The sequence below is a fragment of the Bradyrhizobium sp. CIR18 genome (assembly GCF_014198295.1).
GTDB lineage: Bacteria > Pseudomonadota > Alphaproteobacteria > Rhizobiales > Xanthobacteraceae > Bradyrhizobium.
This window is the reverse complement of record NZ_JACIHF010000002.1, coordinates 499008-516644: the sequence shown is the minus strand read 5'-3', so window position 1 is coordinate 516644 and position 17637 is coordinate 499008. Positions and strand designations below refer to the sequence as shown.

Genomic DNA, 17637 nt, shown 5'->3' with positions numbered 1-17637 from the left:
AATCGTCTTTTTTCTAGAAACGCTTCAGGGCTTTCAGGACTTTTGTCGGCGTGATCGGGATCGAATTGATCGTGGCGCCGAACGGCGCGAGCGCGTCGTTCACGGCGTTGAGCACGCAGGCGGATGCGGCCGCCGTGCCGGCTTCGCCGACGCCCTTGGCGCCGAGCTCTGTGTCCGCGGTCGGCGTCTCGACATGGCCGATGACGATGTCGGGCATCTCCATCGGCATCGGGACGAGGTAATCGGCCAGCGAGCCGTTCATGAGCTGGCCGGTCTCGCTGTAACGGCATTCCTCGAACAGCGCCGCGCCCAGCCCCTGCACGATACCGCCGCGAAGCTGTTCGTCCACCAGCATCGGATTGATGACGCGGCCGCAATCCTCGACGATGAAATGCTTCAGGAGCCTGATGAAACCGGTCTCCACATCGACCTCCAGCGAGGAGCCCTGGATGCCGTTGGTGAAGGCGAAGGGATAGCCCTGCGGCGCGAAGTGATGGCTCACGGTGAGCTGCGCCTGCGTGCCCGGCGGCAGCGTGTCGGAGCGGAAATAGGCGATGCGTGCGATCTCGGCAATCGGCAGGCGCGGCTTGCGCGTCACGGCGTCTACGATTTCGCCATCGACGATGTCGAGGGCCGACGGTTGCTCCTGCAGAATGAGCGCGGCAATCTCCAGGATGTTGCGCTTGAGCGCGCGCGTGGCCTGCAGCGCGGTCTCGCCGCCGATGCCGGCGCCGCGGCAAGCCCAGGTCGCACCGCCATGCGGCGTCACCTCGGTATCCCCGGTGATGACCTTGACGCGCTCCTGCGCCAGGCCGAGCTGGTCGGCCACGATCTGGCTGATGATCGCCTCGGTGCCCTGCCCCTGCTCGGTGACCGAGATCAGGCAGCGCACCTCCCCCGAGGGCGTCAGGCTGAGGATCGCGCCGTCCTGCGAGGAAATGCGCGCACCGCCGACGCCGTAGAACGCCGGGCTGGGATTGGTGATCTCGACGAAGGCCGCGATGCCGATGCCGCGATAGATGCCGCGCTTGCGCAAGTCGGCCTGCTCGGCACGAAGTGCGTCATAGCCCATCATTTCGTGCAGGCGCTTCAGGCAGGCCTGATGCGACAGCGCCTCGAAGCGGTAGCCGGTCGGCGAGGTCTGCGGATAGGCATCGTCGGGGATGACGTTCTGCGCCCGGATGGCGAAGGGATCGAGACCGAGCTTGCTTGCTGCCATGTCGACGAGACGCTCGGTCACCGCGCAGGCGATGGGATGGCCAACGGCGCGGTACTGGCTGGTCTGCACCTTGTTCTGGAAGATCACCTCCAGCGTGGCTCGGTAATTTTTGAAGCGATAGGGCGCGCCGATCAGGCGGATGACTTGGTTGCCCTCGACGACGCTGGTGCGCGGATAGGTCGAGAACGCCCCGATCGCGGTCAGGTCCAGAACATCCATCGCCACGATCTCGCCCTTGGCATCCAGCGCCATCCGGGCGCGGACGCGATGGTCGCGGGCGTGGATGTCGGAGACGAAGGACTCCATCCGGTCGGCGACGTATTTCACCGGCCGGCCAAGCAGGATCGAGAGACCGACCACCGCCATGTCCTCGTGATAGACATGCAGCTTCATGCCGAAGGAGCCGCCGATGTCGGTCGCGATGACGCGGACGCGGGCTTCCGGAATGTTGTAGTGCCGCGAATAGAGGTCCTGAAACTGATACGGGGTCTGCGTGCCGTGATGCACGGTGAGCATGCCCGCGGATGGATCGTAGTCGGCGACGATGGCGCGCGGCTCCAGCGTCACCGCCGTGTGGCGGCCGAAGGAGAACTCCTCCTCCACCACATGGGCCGCATGCGCAAAGGCGTCATCAACGACGCCGCTGTCGAGCTGGCTGCGGAAGCAGGTGTTGTTGGCACTGCCCGGATTGACCAGCGGACCGTCCGCCTTACGTGCGCAGTCGATGTCAACGACGACGGGAAGGTCCTCGTAGTCCACCTCGATCAGCTCCAGCGCATCTTCAGCAATCGCCCGGCTCTCGGCAACGACGGCGACCACCGCCTGTCCGGCCCAGACCACGCGATCGAGCGGCAGCGGCAATTGCGGCGCTGAGGTCATGCCCTTGAAATGATTGAGCGTACCGGTCCAGGGCGTGCAGATCTCTGCGAGATCCGCGCCCATCGCGACGAGATGCACACCTTCGAGCGCGCGGGCCTCGTCGGCATTGATTGCGACGATCTTCGCATGCGCATGCGGGCTGCGCAGGAACGCGGCATAGAGCATGCGCGGCAGCTTGAGATCGCCGACATAACGTCCCCGCCCGGCAAGCAGCCGCTTGGCGTTGGGCCGCGGCAGCGCACGGCCGATATAGGAGTTCGGGCGATCGAGCGAGGTCAGCGGCGCGCTCATGTCGCGCCTCCATTCTCACTGTGCGCTTTGGCCACGGCGTCGATGGCGTCGACGATCGCCTCGTAGCCGGTGCAGCGGCAGTAATTGCCCGACAGCGCGTCGCGGATATCCTCGCGGCTCGGCTGCGCCGTTTGCGAGAGCAGCTCGTGGGCGTTGATCAACATGCCCGGCGTGCAAAAGCCGCACTGCAATGCATTGCGGCGATGGAATTCGGCCTGGAGGTCCGCAATCAGCCCGCTCTCGGTGAGGCCTTCGATGGTGTTGATGGTCGCGCCGTCGGCCTGCACCGCAAACATCAGACAGGAATGCACCGCGCGGCCGTCGAGCTGCACCAGGCAGGCTCCGCAGGCGCCCATCTCGCAGCCGGCATGCGTGCCCGTCAGCTCCAGGGCGTTGCGCAGACAATCGACCAACGTGTCGCGCGGCGCGACCTCGCAAGCGACCTTGCGGCCGTTGACGACGAAGCGGACCCGCACGGTCTCGTCGGCCTCGTCCAGCAGGTTATCGTCCAAGCCGCTCATGTGCCCTCACCAAGACGCCCGAGCAGACGGCCAAGCAATACGCGGGCGAGGTGCAGTCGCATCGCGGGCGGCACTTCGTCGCTCTCGGGCGGCGCGAGATCGCCTTCGAGCGCCCCTTGCGCGGCAGCGATGCGTGCCGCATCCAGCCTCGCACCGATCAAAATGGCCTCGACTCCCTTCACCCGTGTCGGCGTGTTGCCGACGGAGAAGAAGGAGATGCGGATGTCATCAATGCGCTCCCCGGTGCAGGTCGCGAGCATGCCGCAGCCGACCAGCGCATAATCTCCGCGCCGCCGCGCCAATTCGTCGAACGCAAAGCGCTGATCCGCCCTAAACAGCGGAACGTAGATTGCCGTGATCAGCTCGCCGGGCTGCAAGGCCGTCTCGAACAAGTCGATGAAGAAGTCGTCGGCCTTGACGCGCCGCGGGCCGGAAGGGCCGGCGATCTCGATCTCGGCATCGAGCGCCAAGGTCATCGCCGGAAATTCGGATGCGGGGTCGGCCAGTGCGACGCTGCCGCCAAAAGTGCCGCGGTTGCGGATCGCGGGATGGGCGACGAATGGCGCCGCCGCATGCAGCAGCGGCGCGAACTCGGCAATCAACGGCTCGCTCAGCATTTCGCAATGGCGCGTCAGCGCACCGATGCGCAAGCTATCGCCTTCGCGCCTGACGCCGCGCAGCTCGTCAATGTGCGTGATGTCGATCAAGAGCCGTGGCGCCTGCAGCCGCAGCGACAGCGCCGGCACGAGGCTCTGACCGCCGGCAATGAAACGCGCATCGTCCCCGGCGCGTGCGTGAGCATTCAGCGCCTGGTCGATCGTCGCAGCCCGAAAATAGCTGAAAGCCCTCGCCTTCACTGCCGTTTCCTCGAGATCCATCGGCCCATCAGCCGGGATGCCAGATTTGTAACCATCTGGTCTCAAAATCCTGACACGCCTCCCAAGGCCGGTCAACAGGAAATGACCATTTGGTCACAAAAGCGCCTTCGGCTATGAAGGTAGCGGCACGTTGATTCAGCGACGAGATGGCCCGAAAAGCGCAGAAAACTTTGAGGCGACCGGTCCGCAAAAGGACCGAGACAGGCGGCAAGTCCGCGCCAAAGCGTCGCAACATGCGTGCGGCCGACCGCGAGCGCGCAATCGTGGACGAGGCCATCCGTTTCTTCGCCGAGCGCGGCTTCGAGGGCCAGACCCGCGAGCTCGCCAAGCGCATGGGCATCACGCATTCGGCAATCTATCGCCACTTCCCGAGCAAGGAAGCGCTGATCGAGCGGGTCTACCAGGAGGTCTATCTCAGCCGCTGGTCGCCCGACTGGGGTCCGATGATCCGCGATCGTTCGCTGTCGCTGGAAGCGAGGCTCACGCGCTTCTATCTCGACTATGTCGAACGGGTGTTCGAATATAATTGGGTGCGGATCTTCGTGTTCTCCGGCATGAAGTCGTTCGGCATCACCAGCCGCTATCTCGACATCGTCCGCCGCGAGATCATCGAGCCGGCCGCGGCCGAGCTGCGCCACGAGCTCAAACTGCCCGACGCAAAAGCTCACTCATTGAGCGAGCGCGAGACCGAGCTGTTCTGGGGCCTGCACGGCCGCATCTTCTATCTCGCCATCCGCAAGTTCATCTACGAGACGCCGATCCCGCCCGATCTCGACGCCATCGTCCGCGACGCCGTCCAGACCTTCATGGACGGTGCGAAGACGACGATGCCGAGGCTCTTGGTCAGCGGCTGAATCGGCGACGCTGCCCCGAAGCAGGTGCGCTCCCTCTCCCGCTTGCGGGGGAGGGCTGGGGTGGGGGTGCCTCCGCAGAGAGACTTCCTGATTGGAGAGAGCCCCACCCGGCGCTCCGCGCCGACCTCCCCCGCAAGCGGGGAGAGGTTGATCGAGCCCGCGGCTAGCTACTTCGAAAGGCTGGGCAGATCGAGGCCCTTGTCGCGGGCGCAGTCGATCGCGGTCTCATAGCCGGCATCGGCATGGCGCATGACGCCGCTGGCGGGATCGTTCCAGAGCACGCGCTCGATCCGCTTGGCCGCTTCCGGCGTACCGTCGGCGACGATCACCATGCCGGCGTGCTGGGAATAGCCGATGCCGACACCGCCGCCATGATGCAGCGACACCCAGGTTGCGCCGCTGGCGCAATTGAGCAGCGCGTTCAGCAGTGGCCAGTCGGACACCGCGTCCGAGCCGTCCTTCATCGCTTCAGTCTCGCGGTTCGGGCTCGCCACCGAGCCGCTGTCGAGATGATCGCGGCCGATCACGATCGGCGCCTTGAGCTCGCCGCGCGCCACCATCTCGTTGAAGGCGAGGCCGAGTCGGTGGCGATCGCCGAGGCCAACCCAGCAGATCCGCGCCGGCAGGCCCTGGAATTTGATGCGCTCCTTGGCCATGTCGAGCCAGTTGTGCAGATGCTTGTCATCAGGCATCAGCTCCTTGACCTTGGCGTCGGTCTTGAAGATGTCCTCGGGATCGCCCGACAGCGCGGCCCAACGGAACGGTCCCACGCCGCGGCAGAACAGGGGACGGATATAGGCGGGGACGAAGCCCGGGAAATCGAAGGCGTTCTTCAGGCCCATGTCCTGCGCCATCTGGCGAATGTTGTTGCCGTAGTCGAGCGTCGGAATGCCCTGCGCATGGAAATCCAGCATGGCCTGGACGTGCTCGACCATCGACGTCTTCGACGCGCGCTCCACCCCCTTCGGATCTGAGGCGCGCTTGGCTTCCCAGTCGGCTAGCGTCCAGCCCTTCGGCAAATAGCCATTGACCGGATCGTGCGCGCTGGTCTGGTCGGTGACGACATCCGGCTTGACGCCACGGCGCACGAGCTCCGGGAAAATCTCGGCGGCATTGCCGAGTAGGCCGACCGAGACCGCCTTCTTCGTCTTGGCGGCATCTTCCATGATCGCCAGCGCTTCGTCGAGCGTTGCCGCCTGGCGATCGAGATAGCCGGTACGCAAGCGCATCTCGATGCGGCTCGGCTGGCATTCGACCGCGAGCATGGAAGCGCCGGCCATGGTCGCGGCCAGCGGCTGCGCACCGCCCATGCCCCCCAAGCCGGCGGTGAGAATCCATTTGCCGGCAAGGCTGCCGCCATAATGGCGACGACCGACCTCGACGAAGGTCTCGTAGGTGCCCTGCACGATGCCCTGGCTACCGATGTAGATCCAGGAGCCGGCCGTCATCTGGCCGTACATCATCAGGCCCTGGCGATCGAGCTCGTTGAAATGATCGAGCGTCGCCCAGTGCGGCACGATGTTGGAGTTCGCGATCAGCACGCGCGGTGCATCCGCATGGGTGCGGAACACGCCGACCGGCTTGCCGGACTGGACCAGCAGCGTCTGGTCGCCTTCGAGCTTGCGCAAGGCCGCAACGATCCGGTCAAAGCTGTCCCAGTCGCGCGCGGCGCGGCCGATACCGCCATAGACCACGAGCTCGCTCGGGCGCTCCGCGACATCAGGATCGAGGTTGTTCATCAGCATGCGCAGCGGCGCTTCGGTCAGCCAGCTCTTGGCGCTGATGTCGCTGCCGCGGGGGGCGCGGATGGTGCGGTCGTTGTCCAGTCGGCGGTTCATGCGGACCTCTTAATCAAGTCTCGGAAACGGATCGGATGGAAGCGCAGTGATCGCGATGGCCGGCAACGCATCCGCATCGATCAGTGCAGCGGCCTTGGCCAGATCGCCGGCCATGTAGCGGTCCGCACTGAGCGCCGGCACCTGCTCGCGCAACGCGGCGATGACCGCAACGAGCGGAGCACTGGTCGCATGCGGCGCGCGCAGCGTGATGCCCTGGGCGGCGACCAGCAGCTCGATGCCGAGGATGGCGGCGAGATTGTCGGCCATGTCGGACAGTCGCCGCGCGGCATGCGCGGCCATCGAGACGTGGTCTTCCTGATTCGCGCTGGTCGGCGTCGAGTCGATCGAGCAGGCCGCCGCGCGCTGCTTGTTCTCGGCATAGAGCGCGGCCGCCGTCACCTCGGCGATCATGAAGCCGGAGTTGAGGCCGGGATCGGGGGTCAGGAACGGCGGCAGGCCGAAATTCAGCGCCGGATCGACCAGCGTCGCAATGCGCCGCTCGCTGATCGCGCCGATCTCCGACAGGGCCAGCGCGAGCGCGTCGGCGGCAAATGCCACCGGCTCGGCGTGGAAATTGCCGCCGGAGACGATCTCGCCGGTCTCGACCAGCACCAGTGGATTGTCGGTGACCGCGTTGGCTTCGACGATCAATGTGCGCGCGGCCTGCGTGATCAGGTCGAGCGCTGCGCCCGCGACCTGCGGCTGGCAGCGCAGGCAATAGGGATCCTGCACGCGCTCATCGCCTTCGAGATGGGACAGGCGGATGTCGCTGCCATCCAGCAGCGCGATAAGCGTCGCGGCTGCGGCGATCTGCCCGGCGTGACCGCGCAGTGCCTGGATTTCGGGACGGAACGGCGCCGTCGAGGCCATCGCGGCGTCGACCGACAGCGCACCGGTCACGAGCGCCGCACGAGCCAGGCGAAACGCGCGCAGCACGCCGGCAACAGCGTAAGCGGTCGAGAACTGCGTGCCGTTGATCAGCGCGAGCCCCTCCTTGGGGCCGAGCGTCAATGGCGCGAGGCCGGCCGCGGCGAGCGCTTCACCGCCGGACACCGTTTTCCCGTCGACGATCGCCTGCCCCTCACCGATCATCACCGCCGTCATATGCGCGAGCGGCGCAAGATCGCCGGAGGCGCCGACCGAGCCCTGCTGCGGCACCAGCGGAGTGACACTCCGTGCCAGCATGGCCTGCAACTGCTCGATCACCGCGCGGCGCACGCCGGAAGCGCCGCGCCCGAGCGAGACGATCTTCAGCGCCATCATCAGCCGAACGATCGGCTCGGGCGTGGCTGGGCCGACGCCGCAGCAATGCGAGACGATGAGGTTGCGCTGGAGCAACGCGGTCTGGTCGGACGGAATGCGCTTCGAGGCCAGCTTTCCGAAGCCGGTGTTGATGCCATAGACGGGCGCGTCGGCGTGCGCGGCCTTCGCGACGATTTCCGCAGCCGCCTCCACGCGTGGCCAGAACGACGGATCGAGGACGACAGGGACACCTTCAAGCACGCGCGCGAGATCGTCGAGACTGACCGCTCCCGGCTTGACGACGATCGCTGTGCCCTGCTCCGTCACTGTCCCCTCCACACCCGGCGATGCAGCGGATTGAAGCCGATGCGATAAACAAGCTCGGCGGGCCGCTCGATGTCCCAGATCGCGAGGTCGCACCATCTCCCGGCTTCCAGCGTGCCGGTCTCGCTGAGCACCCCCAGCGCCCGCGCGCCCTCGCGGGTGACACCGGCGAGGCATTCGGCGACCGTCATCCGGAACAGGGTCGCGCCCATGTTCATCGTGAGCAGAAGCGAGGTCAGCGGCGAACTGCCGGGATTGCAATCGGTCGCGAGCGCCATGGAAACGCCGTGGGCGCGGAACGCCTCGACCGGCGGCTTCTGCGTCTCGCGAATGAAGTAGAATGCGCCAGGCAGCAGCACGGCCACCGTACCGGCCTTCGCCATCGCGGCGACGCCGGCTTCGTCGGTATGCTCGAGATGATCGGCCGACAGCGCCGAGAATCTTGCAGCGAGCGCCGCACCGCCGAGGTTCGACAACTGATCGGCATGGAGCTTGACCGGCAGTCCAAGCCCTCTCGCCGTCTCGAACACCTGCGCGGTCTGCTCCGCCGAAAAGGCGATGCCTTCCATGAAGGCGTCGACAGCGTCGGCGAGGCCCGCCTTTGCAACAGCGGGCAGCATCTCGTTGCAGACCAGATCGATATAGCGATCCTTGTCCCCGTCCGCTTCCACCGGCAGAGCGTGCGCCCCGAGGAAGGAGGTGCGGATGGCAACCGGCCGCTGGCGGCTGATGCTGCGCGCGGCCGCGAGCTGGCGCATCTCGGTTTCGGTGTCGAGGCCGTAGCCCGACTTGATCTCGACCGTGGTCGCGCCCTCACCGATCAGCGCATCGAGCCGCGGCAGCGCGCTCGCGACGAGATCAGCTTCGCTCGCCTTGCGCGTCGCCGCCACCGTCGAGACGATGCCGCCGCCGGCGCGCGCGATCTCCTCGTAGCTCGCGCCCTTCAGGCGGAGCTCGAACTCGTGCGCGCGGTTGCCGCCATAGACGAGATGGGTGTGGCAGTCGACGAGGCCGGGCGTGATCCAGCGACCTTCGCAGTCGATCCGTTCGGCCGCGTCGGCATCCGCCGGAAGATCGGACTGCGCACCGGCATAGACGATACGGCCGCCGCGCGCGGCGATCAGGCCAGGCTCGATCTCGCTGAGATCGGGCCGGTCGGCCCGCATCGTGGCAAGCCGGGCATTGTGCCAGATCCGGTCGAAGCGCTCTGCCATGCAACGGTCCCTTCGCGTGGGATGCTTGACTTATATGTCTAGACATATAATCGTGGGACCGTTCTGTCCAGCCGGCGTGTAATCATGACCCGACTGCATTTCGCCTCCGCGCTCCTGCCCTCGGGCTGGGCCAATGACGTGCAGGTGGTGATCGCCGCCGGCGCGATCGCAGCGGTGACCGCGGGCGTGACGCCGGCCGCCGGCGACGAGCGCCACGGAATTGCGCTTCCGGGATTGGCGAGCCTGCACAGCCACGCCTTCCAGCGCGGCATGGCGGGCCTCGCCGAGCTGCGCGGCAATTCCACCGACACGTTCTGGACCTGGCGCGAGACGATGTATCGCTTCGCCCTGGCAATGACGCCGGACGACGTCGCCGCCGTCGCAACACTTCTCTATGTCGAGATGCTCGAGCAGGGATTTACCCGCGTCGGCGAATTCCAATATCTGCATCATGATCGCGACGGTTCGCCCTATGCCGATCCCGCCGAGATGGCCGCGCGCATCGCGCAGGCTGCCGAAGCCTCCGGCATTGCCCTGACCTTGCTGCCGAGTTTCTATGCGCACGGTTCCTTCGGTGGCGCAGCGCCTCATGACGGCCAACGCCGCTTCATCTGCTCGGTCGATCAGTTCGCGGCATTGATGGCCGCCTCGCGCAGGGCCATCGGCGCATTGCCCGGCGCCAACATCGGCATCGCGCCGCACAGCCTGCGCGCGGTGACGCCGGACGAGCTTGCAGCGATCATTCCCCTCGCCGAGGGCGGCCCGGTGCATATCCACGCCGCCGAGCAGGTGAAGGAAGTCGACGATTGCCTGGCATGGTCCCGCCGGCGCCCGGTGCAATGGTTGCTGGAGCACGCGCCCGTCGACCGGCGCTGGTGCCTCATTCACGCGACGCACATGACGGATGCGGAAATCACGGCATTCGCGAGAGCTGGCGCGGTCGCTGGCCTCTGCCCCATCACCGAAGCAAGCCTTGGCGACGGCATCTTTCCCGCCCGTGAATTTGTCGCTGCCGGTGGCGCCTTTGGCGTCGGCACGGATTCCAACGTGCTGGTCGGCGTCGCCGACGAATTGCGCCAGCTCGAATACGGGCAGCGCCTCAAGCACCGCGAGCGCAACGTGCTCACCGCCGGCGCAGGCCGCTCGACCGGACGGACGCTGTTCGATCATGCGCTCGCAGGCGGCGCACAGGCGCTGGCGCAACCGACCGTCGGCCTCGCGCCCGGCGCGCGCGCCGATATCGTCACGCTCGACGGCGCACATCCCTCGCTGGCAGGGCGTCACGGCGATGCCACGATCGACGGCTGGATCTTTGCCGCGGGCAGCGGCGCGATCGACTGCGTCTGGGCCGGCGGTCACAAGGTGGTCGAAGGCGGACGTCATGCGTTGCGACAAGCTGCACGCGAGCGCTTCAACGCGGCGGTTCGGAGGCTTGTCGCATGAGCCTTGCCACCGACGCGGCCGACAAGCCGACGCTGTACAAGCGGATTCGCGCCGACATCGAGAAGCGCATCCTGACCGGCGAATGGCCGCCGGGGCATCGCATCCCGTTCGAGCATGAACTGGTGGCGCGCTACGGCTGCTCGCGCATGACGGTGAACAAGGCGTTGTCGGAGCTGGCGCAGGCCGATTTGATCGAGCGGCGGCGGCGCGCCGGTTCCTTCGTCCGGCGGCCGCAGCACATGTCGGCGGTGCTCAAGATCGCCGACATCCGCGCCGAGATCACCGCACTGGGGCGCGCCTACGGCTATGAGTTGATCGGCCGCAAGCTGCGCACCGCGACCACTGCCGACCGTGACCGTCTCGGCGTGAGGAAGGTCGGCAAGGTGGTCGCGATCACCTGCCGCCACAGCGCCGACAAGGTGCCGTTCGCCATCGAGGACCGGCTGATCGACCTTGCATCCGTGCCTGACGCTGCGACCGCCGATTTCTCGCGCGAGCCGCCCGGCTCGTGGCTGCTGCACCATGTCCCATGGACCGAGGCCGAGCACACGATCAGCGCCATCGTTGCAGACGATCGCACGGCGGACGCGCTCGCGATCGCCGTCGGCGCGCCCTGTCTCGTGATTGACCGCTACACCTGGCGCAGCGCACGCACCATCACCGCCGTGCGCCTGCTCTATCCCGGTGACTCTCACCGCCTTGTCGCGCGATTCAAGGGAGGCTGAGAGGACATGTCGGCACAAATCGTGCAACGCTTCGGGCAACGGTCCATCTGGACCGACAATGATCAACAGGACGTCTATCCATCGATCGGCAAGAGGACGACAACCATGCGTAGTTCGACGATATTTGCGACAATCATTGCTCTTTCGGCCGCCACTCCCGTGCTCGCCGACGACGTCAAGGTCGGCGTGGGCATCTCCGGCTGGACCGGCTTCGCGCCGCTGACACTGGCGAAGGAGGCTGGCATCTTCAAGAAGAACGGCCTCGACGTCACGATCAAGAAGATTCCGCAGAAGGACCGGCACCTTGCGATCGCGTCCGGCGACATCCAGTGCGCGGCGACCACGGTCGAGACCTGGATCTCCTGGAACGCGAACGGCGTTGCGACCAAGCAGATCTTCCAGCTCGACAAGAGCTTTGGCGCCGACGGCATGGCTGTGCGCAACGATGTCGCCGCGATCAAGGACCTGAAGGGCAAGACCGTCGCCGCCTCCGCGCCCGGCACCTCGCCTTATTTCGCGCTGGCCTGGATGCTCAAGAAAAACGGCCTCACGGTGAAGGACGTCACCGTCGTCAACCTCGAGCCGGCCGCGGCCGCGCAGGCCTTCGTCTCCGGCCAGAACGATGCGGCGATGACCTATGAGCCGTATCTGTCGACGGTGCGCGCTGCGCCCGACAAGGGCAAGATCATCGCGACCACGCTGGACTATCCGATGGTCATGGACACCTTCGGCTGCACGCCGAAATTCCTGACCGACAATCCCAAGGCCGCCAAGGCGCTTGCCGACAGCTATTTCGAGGCGCTCGACATGATCGCCAAGGACCAGGCCAAGGCCTACGAGATCATGGGTGCGGACGTGAAGCAGAGCGGCGAGCAGTTCGGCAACTCGGCGAAGTATCTGCGCTGGCAGGACAAGGCCGCGAACCAGAAGTTCTTCGCCGGCGACTTCCTGACCTTCAACAAGGAGGCCGCCGAGCTGCTGCTCGAGATCGGCATCATCAAGGCTGCGCCGAAGGTCGAGGATCTCTTCGACGCCAGCTTCATCAAGTAAGTCACTCACGCGCTGCTGGCCCCGTCTCGCGGCGGGGCCGGCAAGTCTGTTCACCGCCCGGATATATCGTCGATGCGTCCCCTGGACCCTGTTACATCGAAGCAACGCGTGGCCTACGGCCTTGCGTTCTTCGTAGTGTTCGTTGCCCTCTGGTCGTGGGCGACCTTTGGCGGCTATGTGTCGAAGACCTTTCTCGCCAACCCTCTCACCATGGTGCAGGAAGGTTATGACCTGCTGGCCAAGCAGGGTTTTGTGTTCGACATCGGCATGACGATCTGGCGCGTCGTCGGCGGCTTTGCGCTCGCAGCGATCATCGCAGTGCCGCTCGGCGTTCTCATGGGCGCCTACAAGCCGGTCGAGGCGTTCCTCGAGCCGTTCGTCTCCTTCGCGCGCTATCTGCCCGCCTCCGCCTTCATTCCGCTGTTGATTCTGTGGGCCGGCATCGGCGAGCTGCAGAAGCTCCTCGTCATCTTCATCGGCTCGGTGTTCCAGGTCATCCTGATGGTCGCCGTGACCGTCGGCGCCACGCGACGCGATCTGGTCGAGGCGGCCTATACACTCGGCGCCAAGGACCGCGGCATCATCCGCCGCGTGCTGCTGCCCTCCTCCGCACCCGAGATCGCGGAAATCCTGCGGCTGGTGCTGGGCTGGGCCTGGACCTATGTCATCGTCGCCGAGCTGATCGGCTCGTCCTCGGGCATCGGTCACATGATCACCGACAGCCAGGCGCTGCTCAACACCGGCCAGATCATCTTCGGCATCATCGTAATCGGGCTGATCGGCCTCCTCTCCGACTTCATGTTCAAGGCATTCAACGCCTGGCTGTTTCCGTGGAGGCTCGCATGACGATCCTCAAGGTCGAACAGGTCTCGCGCACCTTCCCCGCACGCCACGGCAACGCGCCGACCAAGGCGCTGGAGCCGACCGATCTCGTCATCGGCAACAACGACTTCGTCACCATCCTCGGCCCCTCGGGCTGCGGCAAGTCCACCCTGCTGCGCATCGTTGCGGGCCTCGACCGTCCGACCAGCGGGCGCGTCACGCTCGACGGGCGCGAGGTGGCTGGTCCCGGCGCCGATCGCGGCATGGTGTTCCAGTCCTACACGCTGTTTCCCTGGCTCACCGTGCGCGAGAACATCGCCTTCGGCCTGCGCGAGCGCGGCGTGTCCGAGGCGGAGCGGCACAAGATCGCCGACGCCTTCATCCGCCAGGTCGGGTTGTCCGGCTTCGAGAATCATTGGCCGAAGCAGCTCTCGGGCGGCATGCAGCAGCGCACGGCGATCGCGCGCGCGCTCGCCAACGACCCGAAGATCCTGCTGCTGGACGAGCCGTTCGGCGCGCTGGACAACCAGACCCGCGCCCTGATGCAGGAGATGCTGCTCGGGATCTGGGAGCGCGACCAGAAGACCGTGCTGTTCGTGACCCACGACATCGAGGAAGCGATCTTCCTTGGCAGCCGCGTCATCGTCATGAGCGCGCGTCCCGGCCGTATCAAGGCCGAGATCACAGTGGACCTGCCGCATCCGCGCTCCTACAAGATCAAGACCACGCCGGAATTCGTCCAGCTCAAGGAACGGCTGGTCGAGGAGATCCGCACCGAGGCGCTGAAGGTTACTGAGCATGCCTGACACCAAGCCGCGCGCCGATGGCCAGCGCGTCCTCGCCGACCTCAACGCACTCCGCGCCATCGGCGCCTACAAGACCGGCGTGCACAAGCCGACCTTCTCCGAGCCGCACAAGCTCTCGCTGGACTGGCTGGTGCGCAAGCTGCCCGATGCAGGTCTCTCTGCTTCGATCGACGGCATCGGTAACGTGTTTGGGACCAGCGCCAAGTCCGGGCCGAAACTGCTGGCCGGCTCGCATCTGGAGAGCCAGAACTACGCCGGCTGGCTCGATGGCCCGCTCGGCGTCGTCTATGCGCTCGAGGCGGCGCGCGTGCTCAATGCCGACCCGTCCGTGAAAGGCGCGGTCGAAGTGGCCGCCTGGTGCGATGAGGAAGGTCATTTCGGCAGCTTCCTCGGCTCGCGCTCTTATGTCGGTCAGGTGACTGAAGCCGAGATCGACGCCGCGCGCGACCGCACTGGCGGCCGCACCATGCGCGATGCGCTCGCCGAGATGGGGCTCGCAGGACGCCCGCGCGTCGGCGTCGAGCCGGGCCGGCACGTCGGATATCTCGAGGCGCATATCGAACAGGGCGACACGCTCGAAAGCGGCAAGCTTGCGATTGGCGTCGTCACCTCCATCGTCGGCATCTGGCAGTACCGTATCAATTTCGCCGGTGAGCAGAATCACGCCGGCACCACGCGCATGGCCGTGCGCAAGGATGCGGGGCTGGCGCTGGCCAAATTCTGCGTCGCGATCGACCAGCGTTTTCCTGATTCCTGCGGCCCGCGAACGGTCTGGACCACCGGCCGCATCACGCTCGATCCCGGCGCGCCGAGCATCATTCCGGGTGGAGCGGAGATGCTGTTCCAGATCCGCGACGACGATCCGGCCGTCATTGCCCGGCTGGAGCAGCTGCTGCGGACCATGGCTGACGAAGCCAGCGCGAACGGCCCCTGCACCGTCACCGTAGAGAAAATCCGCACCGGCGCGCCCGCCGTGATGAATTCCGGCTTTCAGGACGCAATCGAAGCCGCGAGCAAGGCGCTGGCCGGCGGACGATCCATTCGCATGCCCAGTGGCGCCGGCCACGACGCGCAGATGCTGGCAACCGTCATGCCCGCCGCCATGCTGTTCGTTCCGTCGATCGGCGGCATCAGCCATCACTGGACCGAGAACACCGCCGATGCCGATATCGTCACCGGCGCGCAGGTGTACGTGAACGCCTGTCGGCGGATTCTTGCGGGTTAGAACGAACCAGGGAAGCGCTGCGTCGGGGTACATTGCGAGGCTCCAATGCACATCCCAACGTGCAGTGCCGTAGGGTGGGCAAAGGCGCATAGCGCCGTGCCCACGATCTCCGTCCATGAGCGACAAGGCGTGGGCACGCTGCGCTTTGCCCACCCTACGAGATCTGGTTTGTGGCATGCATCTCAAATCGCAGACACGCCTTCCCGATCTCGCGGCGCAATTTGCCCGAGCTTTGCTTGGTCTCGCGACCCTCTCATCCAAGAGGGCGCAGGGAAGGCCGGGTGCTGGCTCGCACCCGCGGTCTGCTGCGCATTAGGCACACGCAGAAGAACCGCACAGCAGCATACAGGTGGTGCCGATCACTCGGCCTTCCCTGCGCAGTGGCTGGACGGCTTATGCCGTGATCTCCCGGGAGCCGACCATTCCTTCTGGCCTCCCTCGCCCCGCGAATTGGATGATGCAGTCTGCCCGGTTGGGCTCGCTCGCACCTTCGCAAGGCTTGACCGTAGCAACGACGGCCAGGACCACACGGTTTTGCCGTACGCGCGTTCGCTGGTCACCACATTATCTCCCGGCCTTGTCGACGTTGCCGAAAGAATGTGGCGAGACGAACTGAACAGCGCCGCTCATCCGCACGCGGTTTCGGGCTCACAGGGACTACCCGCCCTGCCCGCACCTCTCGTGCCGACGCTGCCGCGTCCACCGCAGACCCGGCTCGCGACAGTGACGACCACATAGTCGCCCCTCTTGGGTGAGCCGGGATGCGCGACACATACGCCGAAACCGAATTTCGGTAAAGTGGAATATTTTTAGCGACGTGGATTGACAGAGGGCGACACAGGTACCGTCCCGTAGCCCGGATGGAGCGCCAGCGTAATCCGGGACGGTGCGAAGTGCCGGGCGAGCGGCCCCGGATTGCGCTTCGCTCCATCCGGGCTACACGCAGACAGTCTGCACCGGTTCCAACGATCGAACGCAACGATCGAAGCGCGGCACCTCATGCGCGCCACAGACATAAAGTCGCGACAATCGTCGGGCTTGTCGATCGCCCTGCCCCCGCTTTCCCGGAGTTTCCATGTCTTCCGCCGACCGGCCTTCGACCCGCCTTGCGACCCGGCTTGCCTTCCTCGTCGCGGGTTTCGGCATCTCGTGCTGGGCGCCGCTGGTGCCGTTCGCGAAGACGCGGCTCGGCGTCGATGATGGCGTCCTCGGACTGCTCCTGCTCAGCCTCGGCATCGGCTCGGTCATCGCGATGCTGGTGACTGGGATCGTGAGCGCGCGCTACGGCAGCAGGCCGATCATCATCGCGGGCGGGTTCGGTCTGGCACTGGTTCTGCCCCTGCTCGCGATTGCGGCTACGCCCGCAACGCTGGCGCTGGCGCTTTTCGCATTCGGCGCCGCGCTCGGCTCGATCGACGTCGCCATGAACATCCACGCCGTGGAGGTGGAGCGCGCCGCGCACCGCCCGCTGATGTCTGGCTTCCACGCCCTGTTCAGCATCGGGGGCTTTGCCGGATCCGCGCTGATGACGGCGTTGCTCTCGCTGCAATTCGGAACGCTCGCCTGCACGCTGATCTGCTCCGTCCTGATGCTGATCGCGATGGTCGCGACCTCGCCGCGCCTGCTTCGCTCCGTGCAGGCGCAGGAGGGCCCGCTGTTCGTGCTGCCGCACGGATCGGTGCTGCTGCTCGCGCTGCTCGGCGCCATCACCTTCCTGGTCGAAGGTGCGATGCTGGATTGGGGCGCGCTGCTCGTCATCGGCGCAGGTCTGGTCACCGAGGCGCAAGGCGGCGCCGGCTACATCGTGTTCTCGATCGCGATGACTGCGGGCCGGCTCGGCGGCGACGCCGTCGTTGCGCGCATCGGCGATCGCGCGACATTGCTCTGGGGCAGCCTCATCGCGATCGCCGGTTTCGTGGTCCTGTTGACGGCGCCCATTGCGGCGGTCGCCATCGGCGGATTCCTGCTGATCGGGCTCGGCGCGTCGAATCTGGTGCCGGTGCTGTTCCGCCGGGCGGCGCGGCAAACGGTGATGCCCACCGGCCTTGCGGTCGCGGCGATCACGACCGCGGGCTACGCAGGGATTCTCATCGGGCCCGCCGGCGTCGGCTTCGTCGCACGTTTTGGCGGATTGCCCCTGGCGTTCTGGCTGCTGGCTGCGCTGATGGGTCTGGTCACGCTGTCGGCGTACATCGTCACGAAGGACCCGGGTAAGACCACGGCGACCTAACCCCTTCCATTTCCGGCATGATTCAGGCGGGGCCGAAGCCGACCCACGCCATCTGCGCAGGTCTGCCAGCCATGCT

General features: G+C 66.1%; 14 protein-coding genes. 8 read left to right on the top strand and 6 right to left on the bottom strand.

Annotated features, from left to right (window positions below):
• Window positions 1-13 precede the first annotated feature (13 nt).
• Genes GGD65_RS10905 through GGD65_RS10895 form a run of 3 tightly spaced genes read right to left on the bottom strand, consistent with a single transcriptional unit; the run spans window position 14 to window position 3767 of the window.
• Window positions 14-2389 carry a xanthine dehydrogenase family protein molybdopterin-binding subunit gene (locus GGD65_RS10905; protein ID WP_183235277.1) on the bottom strand — a complete coding sequence of 792 codons (2376 nt, stop codon included), beginning with the start codon at window positions 2387-2389 and terminating at the stop codon, window positions 14-16.
• Window positions 2386-2910 (bottom strand): (2Fe-2S)-binding protein, encoded by a 525-nt coding sequence (locus tag GGD65_RS10900; protein ID WP_183235276.1) that lies wholly within the window; start codon window positions 2908-2910, stop codon window positions 2386-2388. Before GGD65_RS10900 ends, GGD65_RS10905 begins: the two co-directional genes overlap by 4 nt.
• The gene (locus GGD65_RS10895; protein ID WP_183235497.1) at window positions 2907-3767 is read right to left on the bottom strand and encodes a xanthine dehydrogenase family protein subunit M; all 861 of its coding nucleotides are present in this window, start codon (window positions 3765-3767) and stop codon (window positions 2907-2909) included. The genes GGD65_RS10900 and GGD65_RS10895 overlap by 4 nt, the downstream gene beginning before the upstream one ends.
• A gap of 254 nt (window positions 3768-4021) precedes the next feature.
• Between GGD65_RS10895 and GGD65_RS10890 the strand changes: the two genes are divergently transcribed.
• Window positions 4022-4642, top strand: a complete 621-nt coding sequence (locus GGD65_RS10890) for a TetR/AcrR family transcriptional regulator (RefSeq protein WP_183235275.1) — start codon at window positions 4022-4024, stop codon at window positions 4640-4642.
• 167 nt (window positions 4643-4809) lie between these two features.
• Here the strand turns inward: GGD65_RS10890 and hutU are convergent, their stop codons facing one another.
• Genes hutU through hutI form a run of 3 tightly spaced genes read right to left on the bottom strand, consistent with a single transcriptional unit; the run spans window position 4810 to window position 9260 of the window.
• Window positions 4810-6480, bottom strand: a complete 1671-nt coding sequence (gene hutU / locus GGD65_RS10885) for a urocanate hydratase (RefSeq protein ID WP_183235274.1) — start codon at window positions 6478-6480, stop codon at window positions 4810-4812.
• 9 nt (window positions 6481-6489) lie between these two features.
• On the bottom strand, window positions 6490-8049 hold the full coding sequence (gene hutH, locus GGD65_RS10880) for a histidine ammonia-lyase (protein WP_183235273.1): 1560 nt from the start codon (window positions 8047-8049) through the stop codon (window positions 6490-6492).
• Window positions 8046-9260 carry an imidazolonepropionase gene (hutI, locus tag GGD65_RS10875; protein WP_183235272.1) on the bottom strand — a complete coding sequence of 405 codons (1215 nt, stop codon included), beginning with the start codon at window positions 9258-9260 and terminating at the stop codon, window positions 8046-8048. The genes hutH and hutI overlap by 4 nt, the downstream gene beginning before the upstream one ends.
• Before the next feature lie 84 nt (window positions 9261-9344).
• On the opposite strand from hutI, the gene GGD65_RS10870 reads away from it, so the two are divergent.
• From GGD65_RS10870 to GGD65_RS10840, 7 genes are all read left to right on the top strand, one after another.
• Window positions 9345-10703 carry a formimidoylglutamate deiminase gene (locus GGD65_RS10870; RefSeq protein ID WP_183235271.1) on the top strand — a complete coding sequence of 453 codons (1359 nt, stop codon included), beginning with the start codon at window positions 9345-9347 and terminating at the stop codon, window positions 10701-10703.
• Window positions 10700-11428 carry a histidine utilization repressor gene (gene hutC / locus GGD65_RS10865; protein ID WP_018320770.1) on the top strand — a complete coding sequence of 243 codons (729 nt, stop codon included), beginning with the start codon at window positions 10700-10702 and terminating at the stop codon, window positions 11426-11428. Before GGD65_RS10870 ends, hutC begins: the two co-directional genes overlap by 4 nt.
• A gap of 105 nt (window positions 11429-11533) precedes the next feature.
• Window positions 11534-12478, top strand: coding sequence for an ABC transporter substrate-binding protein (locus tag GGD65_RS10860; RefSeq protein ID WP_026202420.1), 945 nt, complete (start codon window positions 11534-11536; stop codon window positions 12476-12478).
• A gap of 72 nt (window positions 12479-12550) precedes the next feature.
• The gene (locus GGD65_RS10855) at window positions 12551-13324 is read left to right on the top strand and encodes an ABC transporter permease (protein ID WP_183235270.1); all 774 of its coding nucleotides are present in this window, start codon (window positions 12551-12553) and stop codon (window positions 13322-13324) included.
• Window positions 13321-14106 carry an ABC transporter ATP-binding protein gene (locus GGD65_RS10850; protein ID WP_020508750.1) on the top strand — a complete coding sequence of 262 codons (786 nt, stop codon included), beginning with the start codon at window positions 13321-13323 and terminating at the stop codon, window positions 14104-14106. Before GGD65_RS10855 ends, GGD65_RS10850 begins: the two co-directional genes overlap by 4 nt.
• Window positions 14099-15331 (top strand): Zn-dependent hydrolase, encoded by a 1233-nt coding sequence (locus GGD65_RS10845; protein WP_183235269.1) that lies wholly within the window; start codon window positions 14099-14101, stop codon window positions 15329-15331. Before GGD65_RS10850 ends, GGD65_RS10845 begins: the two co-directional genes overlap by 8 nt.
• A gap of 1075 nt (window positions 15332-16406) precedes the next feature.
• Window positions 16407-17561, top strand: coding sequence for an MFS transporter (locus tag GGD65_RS10840; RefSeq protein ID WP_183235268.1), 1155 nt, complete (start codon window positions 16407-16409; stop codon window positions 17559-17561).
• The last annotated feature ends 76 nt before the right edge of the window (window positions 17562-17637 follow it).